The organism is Listeria monocytogenes, assembly GCF_013282665.1.
Classification (GTDB): Bacteria; Bacillota; Bacilli; order Lactobacillales; family Listeriaceae; genus Listeria; species Listeria monocytogenes_C.
In genome coordinates this window covers 176,333-188,656 of record NZ_CP054041.1, presented here as the reverse complement: position 1 = coordinate 188,656, position 12,324 = coordinate 176,333, and the positions used below count along the sequence as shown (strand labels likewise).

The 12,324-nt window shown below is 39.3% G+C and carries 11 protein-coding genes; 10 read left to right on the top strand and 1 reads right to left on the bottom strand.

The features are described from left to right. Position 1: 1 nt before the first annotated feature. The 8 genes from priA (at position 2) to HRK21_RS00935 (ending at position 9,687) form a co-directional block, all read left to right on the top strand. Entirely contained in the window at positions 2–2,395 is a 2,394-nt protein-coding gene (gene priA / locus HRK21_RS00970) for a primosomal protein N' (protein ID WP_069888026.1), read from the top strand. A 13-nt stretch (positions 2,396–2,408) separates the two neighbouring features. After that, positions 2,409–3,347 carry a methionyl-tRNA formyltransferase gene (gene fmt, locus HRK21_RS00965; protein ID WP_070005934.1) on the top strand — a complete coding sequence of 313 codons (939 nt, stop codon included), beginning with the start codon at positions 2,409–2,411 and terminating at the stop codon, positions 3,345–3,347. Continuing rightward, positions 3,348–4,682 (top strand): 16S rRNA (cytosine(967)-C(5))-methyltransferase RsmB, encoded by a 1,335-nt coding sequence (rsmB, locus tag HRK21_RS00960; RefSeq protein ID WP_070005933.1) that lies wholly within the window; start codon positions 3,348–3,350, stop codon positions 4,680–4,682. It abuts the gene before it with no gap. Positions 4,683–4,703: 21 nt separating this feature from the next. Continuing rightward, positions 4,704–5,462 (top strand): Stp1/IreP family PP2C-type Ser/Thr phosphatase, encoded by a 759-nt coding sequence (locus HRK21_RS00955; protein WP_069888029.1) that lies wholly within the window; start codon positions 4,704–4,706, stop codon positions 5,460–5,462. Beyond that, positions 5,459–7,426 carry a Stk1 family PASTA domain-containing Ser/Thr kinase gene (gene pknB, locus HRK21_RS00950; RefSeq protein WP_003739232.1) on the top strand — a complete coding sequence of 656 codons (1,968 nt, stop codon included), beginning with the start codon at positions 5,459–5,461 and terminating at the stop codon, positions 7,424–7,426. The genes HRK21_RS00955 and pknB overlap by 4 nt, the downstream gene beginning before the upstream one ends. A gap of 18 nt (positions 7,427–7,444) precedes the next feature. Further along, positions 7,445–8,320, top strand: a complete 876-nt coding sequence (gene rsgA, locus HRK21_RS00945) for a ribosome small subunit-dependent GTPase A (RefSeq protein WP_003729529.1) — start codon at positions 7,445–7,447, stop codon at positions 8,318–8,320. Positions 8,321–8,322: 2 nt separating this feature from the next. Further along, a complete protein-coding gene (rpe, locus tag HRK21_RS00940; protein ID WP_003725651.1) occupies positions 8,323–8,979 on the top strand; it encodes a ribulose-phosphate 3-epimerase in 657 nt (218 codons plus the stop codon). Between the two features lie 63 nt (positions 8,980–9,042). Next, positions 9,043–9,687 (top strand): thiamine diphosphokinase, encoded by a 645-nt coding sequence (locus HRK21_RS00935; protein WP_069888031.1) that lies wholly within the window; start codon positions 9,043–9,045, stop codon positions 9,685–9,687. Positions 9,688–9,783: 96 nt separating this feature from the next. On the opposite strand, the gene rpmB is transcribed toward HRK21_RS00935, so the two are convergent. Next, positions 9,784–9,972 (bottom strand): 50S ribosomal protein L28, encoded by a 189-nt coding sequence (gene rpmB, locus HRK21_RS00930; RefSeq protein ID WP_003720131.1) that lies wholly within the window; start codon positions 9,970–9,972, stop codon positions 9,784–9,786. A gap of 298 nt (positions 9,973–10,270) precedes the next feature. Here rpmB and HRK21_RS00925 point away from each other — a divergent pair, with 298 nt between their 5' ends. Both HRK21_RS00925 and fakA read left to right on the top strand, forming a co-directional pair. Continuing rightward, positions 10,271–10,636, top strand: a complete 366-nt coding sequence (locus HRK21_RS00925) for an Asp23/Gls24 family envelope stress response protein (RefSeq protein ID WP_003720130.1) — start codon at positions 10,271–10,273, stop codon at positions 10,634–10,636. A gap of 14 nt (positions 10,637–10,650) precedes the next feature. Beyond that, positions 10,651–12,309, top strand: a complete 1,659-nt coding sequence (gene fakA / locus HRK21_RS00920; RefSeq protein ID WP_070005932.1) for a DAK2 domain-containing protein — start codon at positions 10,651–10,653, stop codon at positions 12,307–12,309. Positions 12,310–12,324: the final 15 nt, after the last annotated feature.

The following is a 12,324-nucleotide window of genomic DNA, read 5'->3' as shown; positions in this document are numbered from 1 at the left end:
AATGATTAATATTGCGAAAGTAATTGTGGACGTTCCAGCCATGCAAGTGGATCGTCCATTTGACTACTATATTCCAGAAGATTTAGAAGAACTTATTCGTCCAGGTATGCGAGTAAGTGTCCCATTTGGAAATCGTAAAATACAAGGATTTGTCATTGCCCTTGGAGAAACAGAAGAAAACCCAAAATTAAAAGGCATTGATGGGGTGATGGATTTAGCCCCCGTTTTAAATGAAGAATTGATGGAGCTAGGCGATTGGTTAGCAGAAGATACGCTGAGTTTCCGGGTGTCTGCTTACCAAGCCATGTTACCAGCTGCGCTACGAGCAAAATACGAAAAATATTTTTTGCGCTTAGATGAAGAAAACGAAGAATTAGAGCAGCTATTTGAAGGCTACGAAACACTAGACTGGAAAGTGGCAGAAGCCCGCGGTTTGCTCAAACAAATTGGCAAATGGGTCAGAGAAGGCAGCGTGGAAGTAGTCTATCAAGTCAAAAATAAAATCACGAGTAAAAAAGTTCGCGTTGTTAACTGTCTAAAATCACCACACCAACTGGCTGAAATAATAGAAGATATGCCAAAAAATGCCAAAGCACAATCACGTGTACTCGCATTTTTCCAAGCTTTTGAAGGCAACGAAATTACGGCAGTCGAGTTAAAAAAACAAGCGGAAACAACGGATGCCACGATAAAAAAATTAGTCGACTTAGGGTTACTTTCTGTTCAAGAAAAAGTTGTTTCGCGTGATCCTTATGAAAACCACCAATTTGAAAAAAGTGAATCGCTTCAGTTATTACCAGATCAACAAACTGCGTGCGAGAAAATCATTGCAGCAACTGATCAAGAAACCTTCCTAATACACGGGGTTACCGGAAGTGGGAAAACCGAAATCTATTTACAAACCATCGAAGCAAAATTAAAAGAAGGCAAAGAAGCCATCGTTTTAGTACCGGAAATTTCCCTTACGCCGCAAATGGTAGAGCGATTCAAAAGCCGTTTTGGAAGCGAGGTCGCAGTACTTCATAGTGCGCTTTCTTCTGGAGAAAAATACGACGAATGGCGCAAAATCGAACGCAAAGAAGCGCGCGTTGTCGTTGGGGCTCGCTCTGCCGTATTTGCACCGTTTGAAAATCTCGGCATTATTATTATTGACGAAGAGCACGAAGCAAGTTACAAACAAGAAGATAATCCCCGTTATCATGCAAGAGATGTAGCCATTTGGCGCGCAACAAAATATCAATGCCCAGTAGTTCTCGGAAGTGCCACGCCATCCCTTGAATCTTTTGCTAGAGCGAAAAAGGGCGTATATACGTTAATCGAACTTCCTAGCCGGGTCAATGATCGGGCAATGCCAGAAGTGCGTGTTGTCGACATGCGCGAAGAATTACGCAAAGAAAACCGCACTGAATTTTCAACTGAATTGCTAGAAAAAATCAAAGATCGAATCGCCAAAAAAGAACAAACGGTTCTAATGCTAAATCGCCGTGGCTATTCTTCCTTTGTGATGTGCCGTGATTGTGGTTATGTTGTGGAGTGTCCGAACTGCGATATTTCACTCACTTATCATCAATCGAGCAACCAAATGAAATGCCATTACTGCGGCCATGAAGAACGTGTTCCGCAAAAATGTCCAAGCTGCGAGGGCGAGCATATTCGCTATTTTGGTACCGGTACACAAAAAGTAGAAGAAAGTCTGACCAAATTAATTCCAGAAGCGCGTGTTATCCGGATGGACGTGGATACAACTAGAACAAAAGGCGCCCATGAAAAGTTACTCAAAAGCTTCCGTAATCACGAAGCAGATATCTTACTTGGAACGCAAATGATTGCCAAAGGATTAGATTTTCCAGATATTACTTTAGTTGGCGTATTAAATGCCGATACGATGCTTCATTTACCAGACTTTCGCGCTTCAGAAAGAACTTTCCAACTTCTCACTCAAGTAAGCGGGCGAGCAGGTCGACACGAGCGAACAGGGGAAGTCATCGTACAAAGCTATAATCCAGAACATTACAGTATCGAATTCGCCAAAAAGCATGATTTTATCGGTTTTTATAACCACGAAATGCAACTGCGAAAAATGGGTTCATACCCTCCGTTCTATTACTTAACAATGATTAATGTTAGTGATGAAAACGAAATGAAAGCTATTCGAACTATTCAAGAAATGGCCCAGTTTTTACGAGGAAAGCTCGGTCCAGATGCTGTTATTCTTGGCCCAGTTCCTAGTACCATTACGAGAATAAAAAATAAATATCGCTACCAATGTATCATTAAATATAAAATCGAACCAAACTTAAAAAAAGAACTAAAAACACTCATTACACATTATCAAAAAGACCAACAAAAAGGTCTAACAATAACTATTGACGTACAGCCTTACGTACTAATGTAAAAGGAGCAAACCAATGACTAAAATTATCTTTATGGGCACACCAGAATTTTCCGTTCCCGTTTTAAAGCAATTAGCTAACACCTATGATGTAGTTGCAGTTGTTACACAGCCAGACCGACCAGTTGGACGCAAACGAGTTTTAACACCACCGCCAGTAAAAAAGGCTGCTTTAGAACTAGCTATTCCAGTTTATCAACCAGAAAAATTACGGACATCTAGCGAACTGGAAGAACTGATTGCTCTTAAGGCCGATTTACTGGTAACAGCAGCTTACGGACAAATTTTGCCAAATAGTTTACTTGAATCACCAAAGCATGGCGCGATTAATGTGCACGCGTCTCTTTTACCAGAATACCGCGGCGGTGCTCCTGTCCACTATGCACTTCTTGACGGGAAAACGGAAACAGGCGTCACGATTATGTATATGGTAGAAAAATTGGATGCTGGTGATATGATTAGTCAGCGTAAAATCCCCATCACAGATGAAGATAATACTGGCACCATGTTTGATAAACTAAGCAAACTAGGCGCAGAATTATTGATGGACACATTGCCCGACTTTTTAGCTGGAAAAATAACGGCAATCCCACAAGACCCTGAAAAAGTAACCTTTGCGCGCAATATTTCAAGAGAACAAGAAAAAATCGACTGGACAAAGCCAGGACGTACTATCTTTAATCAAATTCGAGGATTGTCTCCTTGGCCAGTGGCTTATACAACGCTGGAAGAAAAACCATTTAAAATCTGGGAAGCAACTTATGAAGAGATAAAATGGAGCGGCGAACCAGGTGCCATTTTAGCAGATAAAACAACGCTTAAAATCGTAGCAGGCGACGGGACGCTCATCGTACCAACAGTGATCCAACCAGCAGGAAAACCGAAGATGGATATTCACTCATTCATGTCCGGTGCTGGTAGAAATTTAAGTAAGACGACAAGGTTTGGTGAATAAATGAAAAAACAAAAAACAGTTCGTGCGATTGCGCTAGAACTCATTATTAAAATCGAAAACAATCAATCATACAGCCATTTATTAATTAATGATGCCTTAAAAAAACAAAAGCTGAATCCGCTTGATAAAGGTCTTTTGACGGAATTAGTATACGGCACAACGCAACGTAAAATTACACTTGATTATTACTTAGCGCCGTTTCTAAATAAAGAACCCGATAACTGGGTGAAAAACCTACTGAGAATGTCCGTGTATCAATTAACTTTTTTAGATAAAGTTCCTGAGCATGCGATTTTAAATGAAGCAGGGGATATTGCGAAAGATTTAGGACACCAAGGTGTAACTAAGTTCGTCAACGGCGTGTTGCGTAACGTTATCCGAAAAGGCGTACCAAGTATTGATGCTATCAAAGACCCTGTGCAAAAAATTGCTGTTGAAACAAGTCTGCCAGAATGGTTAGCAAAAAGATGGGCAGAGCAATATGGTATTGAAAAACTGCATGAAATCGGTTTAGCATTCCTTGTCGCGCCGCACCAAAGCATTCGTGTCAATCAAACGGAAATTCCTACCGAACAATTAATCAAAGAACTAAATGACCAAGGAATCACCGTGACACGTAATGAATTTATCGAGGAAGCATTACTGGTTGAAAAAGGATCTGTCGCAGAAACAAAAGCATACAAAGACGGTAAATGTAGCATTCAAGACGAAAGCTCAATGCTCGCAGCCTACGCACTTCAACTAGAAGACAATTTGACCGTACTAGATGCTTGTGCGGCACCGGGCGGGAAAACAACCCATATCGCGGAGAAAATGCATGGCACTGGAATGGTTCATGCACTTGATATCCATGAAAAGAAAACCAAGTTGATTGATCAAGCTGCCAAACGATTGCAATTACTTAATATTCGTACGGCACATTTAGATGCAAGAACCGCAAGTACTATGTTTGAACCAGAAACATTTGACCGTATTTTAGTGGATGCTCCGTGCTCCGGCTTTGGCGTTCTTCGCAGAAAACCAGACATTAAATACGCAAAAACAGAAAAAGATATCCACAAATTAGCAGAAATTCAATTAGCCATTTTAGATGACGTTAGCCAATTAGTAAAAGAAAATGGTATATTAGTTTATAGTACTTGTACCATTGACAAGGAAGAAAATGAAACGGTTCTTCGTGCTTTCCTAGAAAAACATCCGGAATTCGCACTTGAACCAGTAGTTCTTCCCGAAAAATTGGCACAAATCAAGAAGGACGATTTTATTCAACTTTTACCAACAGATATTGGAAGCGATGGTTTCTTCGTTTCTAGCCTTAGAAAAGTGAAGTCCTGAAAAATAGTGAGGTGCTTTTAAATGCATGCAGAATTTAGAACAGATAGAGGCAGAATAAGACATCATAATGAAGACAACGGCGGCGTTTTTGAAAATAAAGATAACCAGCCAATTGTCATTGTTGCAGACGGCATGGGTGGTCACCGCGCAGGAGACGTGGCGAGCGAAATGGCTGTTCGTTTACTAAGCGACGCATGGAAAAAAACGACCGCACTTTTGACCGCAGAAGAAATTGAAACTTGGTTACGAAAAACTATCCAAGAAGTCAATAAAGAAATTGCCCTTTATGCGGAAAGTGAAATGGATCTAAATGGTATGGGAACAACCCTTGTTGCTGCTATTATGGCACAGTCACAAGTAGTTATCGCCAACGTAGGAGATAGCCGTGGTTATTTACTTCAAAATCACGTTTTACGTCAACTAACCGAAGATCATTCACTTGTGCATGAACTCCTTCGAACAGGTGAAATTAGCAAAGAAGATGCCATGAACCATCCTCGCAAAAATATTCTTTTACGCGCACTCGGGGTAGAAGGAAAAGTGGAAGTAGACACCTTTGTTGTCCCTTTCCAAACGAGCGATACGTTACTACTTTGTTCCGACGGTTTAACGAATATGGTTCCAGAAACAGAAATGGAAGAAATTTTAAAAAGCAAACGAACTCTTTCGGAAAAAGCAGATGTATTTATTACAAAAGCTAATTCTTATGGGGGAGAAGATAATATTACTGTGCTGTTAGTCGAACGAGATCTGACGCAGAAAGGGAGGGACGCTTCATGATGATTGGTAAGCGATTAAGTGATCGATATAAGATTTTACATGCAATAGGTGGCGGCGGAATGGCCAATGTGTACTTGGCGCATGATATTATTCTTGATAGAGATGTTGCAGTGAAAATTTTACGAATCGATTTGGCAGATGAAAGCAATCTTATTCGTCGGTTCCAACGAGAAGCTCAATCAGCAACGAGTCTCGTTCACCCTAATATTGTTAGTGTGTACGATGTTGGCGAAGAAAATGATTTACACTATATTGTAATGGAACATGTAGATGGGATGGATTTAAAACAGTACATTCACGAAAATCATCCAATCAGTTATGAAAAAGCAGTAGATATTATGCTGCAAATCGTTTCTGCGGTAGCAATCGCCCATCAACATCACATTATCCACCGTGATTTAAAACCACAAAATATTTTAATTGATCATGATGGCGTCGTGAAGATTACAGATTTTGGTATTGCAATGGCACTTTCAGAAACATCTATTACACAAACGAATTCTTTACTAGGTTCGGTGCATTACTTATCCCCAGAACAAGCACGCGGTGGAATGGCAACGCAAAAATCAGATATCTATTCACTTGGCATTGTGTTATACGAACTATTAACTGGAAAAGTACCTTTTGACGGGGAGTCCGCAGTTTCTATAGCTATTAAGCATCTGCAAGCAGACATCCCATCCGCGAGAGAACAAAATCCAGAAATTCCACAAAGCTTAGAAAATATTATTATTAAAGCAACGGCTAAAGATCCATTCTTACGCTATCAAAACGCAGAAGAAATGGAAAAAGACTTGCAAACTTGTTTAAATAAAGACCGTTTAAACGAACCTAAATATGTTTTCCCAACAGATGATGGCGATACGAAAGCAATTCCAATCATCGCAACCAAAGACACGATGCAAAACCTTGATAAAACCATTGTCCCAGAAGGAAAAGTAGCAGCAGCTGAAGCAGTTCCTGAAGAGAAAAAAGGCAAGAAAAAGAAAAAAATGAGCAAGAAAAAGAAAATTACATTAATCGTTTTTTCCGTTATTGCCATTTTTATCATTGGTATTTTATTACTGTGGCTCCTAGGTAAGAGTCCTGATGAGGTTGCTGTGCCGGATGTTTCTGGTAAAACAGAAGACCAAGCAGTAGCACTACTTCAAAAAGAAGGCTTTGTCATTGGCAAGACCGCAGAAAAAAATAGCGATGAAATAGCAGAAGGAAAAGTAATTAATACTGACCCTGAAGCCGGTGAAATGAAAGAAAAAGGAACAAAAATTAATTTATTCGTAAGTATTGGTTCGAAAAAAATAACGATGGACGACTACACGGGAAGAAGTTACACAGATACAAAAGCAATCCTCGAACAGCAAGGATTTAAGAATATTTCTTCAGAGGAAGCCTATAGCTCAGAAGTTGGAAAAGGTATGATTATTAGCCAAACACCAACCCAAGGAACAGAAGTAGTTGCTAAATCAACCGATGTGAAATTCGTCGTAAGTAAAGGTGCAGAACCAATTACACTGAAAGATTTACGCGGTTACACTAAAACGGCAGTAGAAGACTACGCTTCACCGCTTGGACTTAAAGTTTCAAGTAAAGAAGAAAACTCAAGCACCGTTGAAAAAGGACAAGTTATTTCGCAGTCTCCATCTGCTGGAACGGCAATGAACGCTGGAGATACGATTGAGATTGTCATTTCTGCGGGACCAAAAGAAAAACAAGTCAAAGAAGTAACAAAAACATTTAACATCCCATATACACCAAGTGATGAAGACAACCCACAACCACAGAAAATACAAATTTACATTCAAGATAAAGACCATAGCATGACGAGCGCTTACCGAGAAATGAGCATTACACAAAATACCTCGGTAGAAATAACTTTCCAAATTGAAGAAGGTTCTAGCGCAGGCTACAAAATTATCAGTGATGATAAAGTAATCGATGAAGGTACAGTCCCTTATCCAAATTAAAAATAGAACGGAGGAAATGTGCTGGAAGGACAAATTATCAAAGCGTTGAGCGGATTTTACTATGTATTTTCAGAAGGAAAAGTATATCAATGTCGAGCACGAGGGAATTTTAGAAAACGAAATATCTCTCCGCTTGTAGGCGATGATGTCGAATTTCAAATAGAAAATAAAACAGATGGTTACATTTTAGATGTAATGTCCCGGGAGAATGCTCTTGTGCGGCCTCCCGTGGCAAACATTGATATTGCGATTTTGGTGTTTTCAGCAGTAGAACCAGATTTTTCCACGAATCTTGCGGATCGTTTTTTAGTAGCTATTGAGAAGGAAGATATCAAGCCAGTTATTTGCATTAGTAAAATGGACTTGGCATCAGAATCTGAAAAAGAGCAGATTGCTGTTTACAAAGACATATATGAAGCGATTGGTTATGATGTTTTTGTTACCAATGATGAACCTGATAAAGAAGCCATTAAAGACTATATTAGTGGGAAAACTGCAGTTATCGCTGGGCAATCCGGTGTAGGGAAGTCGACTCTCCTAAATAGCTTAAATAGTGATTTAACTTTAAAAACAGCAGAAATTTCGAACTCACTTGGTCGCGGAAAACATACAACAAGACATGTTGAACTAATGCCAATTGGGGATGGTTTTGTCGCGGATACGCCAGGTTTTAGTTCCATTGAATGGGATGACTTGCAACCTGAAACATTACAATTTTGCTTTCCTGAAATGGAAGATCGTCGTAGCGGTTGTAAATTCCGTGGTTGTATGCACGAAAACGAACCTAATTGTGCAGTGAAAACAGCTGTGGAAGCAAATGAAATAGCAGAATTCCGTTACAAACACTATATCCAAATTTTACAAGAATTAAAAAACAGAAAGCCGAGGTATTAAGAATGGGAAAAATAGCTCCTTCGATTTTAAGTGCAGACTTTGCAAATCTTGCAAGAGATATTAAAGAAGTAGAAAATTGCGGTGCAGACTACATTCATATTGATGTTATGGACGGACATTTCGTTCCAAATATTACATTTGGTCCTGCTGTTGTTCAAGCCATTCGCCCAGAAACAAAACTACCACTTGATGTTCATTTAATGATTGAAAACCCGGATACATACATTCCAGAATTTGCAAAAGCGGGTGCAGACTACATCACGGTGCATGTTGAAGCTTGTACGCATCTTCATCGCACATTACAATTAATCCGTTCTTACGGTGTGAAAGCTGGCGCAGTGCTTAATCCAGCGACACCAATTGATGTTTTGCAACACGTTTTAAATGAACTGGATATGGTTCTATTTATGACAGTAAATCCTGGTTTTGGCGGACAAAAATTCATCCCAGAAGTACTAGAGAAAATTAGTGCTTTCAAGAAAATAGTGGATGAAAAAGGCTTAGATATCGAAATTGAAGTAGATGGCGGCGTGGATCATGAAACAGCGAAATTATGCCGTGATGCTGGCGCAAATGTTTTTGTAGCTGGTAGTTACATTTATGGAAATAAAAATCGTCAAACACCAATTGATAAATTACGTGCCATTGTAGGCGAGTAAACTAATAATAGGGCTGGGACCTCAGTTCCAGCCTTATTTGTTAGGGGAGAAGGGGACTCAAGTATGAAAATAATTAACATTATGGTTGGTGGACCTGCGTCCGAAATTCCTGATTTAAGACAATATACGAGCGCAGAGATTAGTTGGATTGGCGTGGACCGTGGAGCAAAACGTTTGTTAGACTACGGAATTATACCGACCGTTGCGATGGGAGATTTTGATTCACTCTCTAAAGAAGAACTGGCTCATTTGAAAACCAAAGTAGCAGATGTACGCGAATTTCCTGCAGAAAAAGATGAAACAGATACGGAAATTGGATTAAGTTGGGCGATGGAGCAAAATCCAGATAAGATACGCATTTTTGGTGCAACAGGAGGCCGCTTAGACCATCTACTTGCGAATCTAATGATGTTGACCAAACCACGATTTTTAAACGCTGTACCGGTAGTAGAAATGATTGACCGCTATAACTACATCAAAATGTACACACCAGGTAGCTATACCATTGAAAAACTACCTGATAAGAAATATGTCGCATTTACAACGATGAAAGACGTTACAGGACTGACGCTAAAAGGATTCGCTTATCCACTCGAAAATGCCACTTATCCAGTAGGTTCAGCACTTTCAAGCAATGAGTTTGTGGAGAAAAAAGGTGAATTTTCCTTTAAAAGCGGAATGATTTTATTAACACAAAGTAATGATTAACAAGAAATACAGGTGCACGCGGCCTGTATTTTTTTATTTTAAGACAAAGAAAAAATGCACCGACATAATTGTCGCTGCACTTGATTTCTCCTTCAATTAAACGCGTTCCACTTTACCAGATTTAAGCGCACGAGCAGATACCCAAACTTTTTTAGGTTTGCCGTTAACCAGAATCCGTACTTTTTGCAAGTTTGCTTTCCAAGTACGTTTGCTGGAGTTCATTGCGTGGGAACGTTTGTTACCGGAACGTGATTTGCGGCCTGTAATAACACATTCTTTAGCCATAGTTTACCCCTCCTTACAGAGCTCTTCGGATAATTTATTTAGAATAACCTATCCATTTGTTTTTCATACACTAGAATAATTTATCATAAACAAGTATACTTTGCAAGAGGATATGCGAAAATAGTGCAAAGAATTTTTACTTGACAGCATAAAAGTAGGTTTAATCACCCAAATGGAGGATATGCTTTCCAAAGGACCATGATTATAGTAAAATAGGTAGGGACGACTTTATAATCAAATAAAAATCAATACTAAAAAATAATCGAACGAGAATATAATCCGTAGGGAGGAATATAGAATGGCAATTGAAATCGACACAAAGCTAGGCAAAATTGACATTACTAGTGATGTTATTGCAACAATCGCTGGTGGAGCTGCCGAAGAAAATTTTGGCATTGTAGGAATGGCAAGTAGACATCAAATCCGTGATGGTTTGACAGATATTTTAAGAAGAGAAAATTATACTAAAGGCGTAATCGTGAGACAAGAAGAAGAAGGTATACATATTGACATGTATATCATTGTTAGCTTTGGAACAAAAATTTCCGAAGTTGCGCATAACGTTCAAGAACGTGTCAAATACACACTAGAAAAAACACTCGGTATTACAGTGGAATCAGTGAATATTTATGTTCAAGGTGTCCGAGTAATCAAGGAATCATAAGGAGGATTATGTAAGTGAGTATATATCAGTTAGACTCAGAGAAATTTGCAGCAATGATAGCACTTGGAGCAGAGAATTTAGCAAAAAATGCTGATTTTGTAGATTCATTGAATGTCTTCCCGGTTCCAGATGGTGACACGGGAACGAATATGAATCTATCGATGACAAGTGGAGCAGAAGAAGTTGCGAAAAATGACAAAGACACAATTAGTGCCGTTGGGGCCAACTTGGCAAAAGGTTTACTAATGGGTGCCCGCGGGAACTCAGGTGTTATTTTATCCCAACTTTTCCGAGGTTTTTCTAAAGCAATTGAAAATAAAGAAACGTTAAACGCGGAAGAATTTGCTGGTGCTTTCGTTAAAGGGGTGGAAACTGCCTATAAAGCCGTGATGAAACCCGTGGAAGGAACAATTCTCACTGTAGCTCGTGAAGCCGCAAAAGCGGGAGTTGCAGCAGCAAGTGAACATCAAGATATCGAATTAGTAATGGAAGCCATTTTAAAACAAGGGAAAGTCGCATTAGAAAAAACACCAGATTTACTTCCAGTTTTAAAAGAAGTTGGTGTTGTTGATAGTGGTGGCCAAGGTCTTATCATTATTTATGAAGGATTTTACGGCGTATTAACTGGCAAAATGGCTGAAGCTCCTGATTATATGGCATCTATGAATGAACTAATTAATGCCGAACATCATCGCCATGTCCAAGACTTTATGTCAACGGAAGATATTCATTTTGGTTACTGTACTGAAATCATCGTGAAAATCAACGAAAATAAACCCGGTCAAAAACCTTTTGATGAAGAACAGTTCCGTCAAGATTTAAGTAAACTTGGGGATTCTCTTCTAGTAGCTGCAGATGATGAAGTAGTAAAAGTACATGTCCACGTGGAACATCCGGGTGAAGTACTTAATTACGGTCAACAATATGGTAGTCTACTTAAAATGAAAGTAGAAAATATGCGTGAACAGCATAATGAAATTGTTGGTGATGACAAAGCACCAGCAAAAGAAAAAGCGGCTTATGGTATTGTTACTGTTTCAGCTGGAGAAGGATTGAAGAAACTATTTGAAAGCATGGGCGTTTCGGTTGTTCTTTCAGGTGGGCAAACAATGAATCCAAGTACAGAAGATATCGTAAAAGCAATTGAATCAGCAAATGCAGAACAAGTTTTTGTTCTTCCAAATAATAAAAATATCCAAATGGCTGCAGAACAAGCAGCACAAATTCTAGGAGATGATAAAGTACAAATCATCCCTACAAAAACAATTCCACAAGGTCTTACTGCCGTTCTTTCATTCCAAGCAGATCAAGATTTCCTAGCTAATGCAGAAGCAATGAGAGCAGCAATTGAAGACGTAGCAAGTGGCCAAGTAACGACAGCTGTACGTGATACAACAGTAGAAGGTGTCGAAATCAAAAAAGACAGCTTCATCGGTATGGTTGAAGGCAAAATCAAAGTCAGCTGTGCAACATTAGAAGAAGCTGCATACGAAACACTGGAGAAACTGCTCGATGACGATAGCGAAATCGTTACTATCATTGTTGGTGAAGATTCAGATACTTCAAAAGCAGAAACGCTTGCTGATAAAGTAACAGAAGCCTTCCCTGATGTCGAAGTAGAAATTCACGAAGGTGACCAACCAGTTTATCCGTACATTTTTGCTGTAGAATAAAGACGCCTCTGTAAA

Bases quoted from the DNA above. Each gene is read 5' to 3' on its own strand.
- priA (WP_069888026.1), top strand. From the start codon at position 2: ATGATTAATATTGCGAAAGTAATTGTGGACGTTCCAGCCATGCAAGTG.
- fmt (WP_070005934.1), top strand. From the start codon at position 2,409: ATGACTAAAATTATCTTTATGGGCACACCAGAATTTTCCGTTCCCGTT.
- rsmB (WP_070005933.1), top strand. From the start codon at position 3,348: ATGAAAAAACAAAAAACAGTTCGTGCGATTGCGCTAGAACTCATTATT.
- HRK21_RS00955 (WP_069888029.1), top strand. From the start codon at position 4,704: ATGCATGCAGAATTTAGAACAGATAGAGGCAGAATAAGACATCATAAT.
- pknB (WP_003739232.1), top strand. From the start codon at position 5,459: ATGATGATTGGTAAGCGATTAAGTGATCGATATAAGATTTTACATGCA.
- rpe (WP_003725651.1), top strand. From the start codon at position 8,323: ATGGGAAAAATAGCTCCTTCGATTTTAAGTGCAGACTTTGCAAATCTT.
- HRK21_RS00935 (WP_069888031.1), top strand. From the start codon at position 9,043: ATGAAAATAATTAACATTATGGTTGGTGGACCTGCGTCCGAAATTCCT.
- rpmB (WP_003720131.1), bottom strand. From the start codon at position 9,972: ATGGCTAAAGAATGTGTTATTACAGGCCGCAAATCACGTTCCGGTAAC.
- HRK21_RS00925 (WP_003720130.1), top strand. From the start codon at position 10,271: ATGGCAATTGAAATCGACACAAAGCTAGGCAAAATTGACATTACTAGT.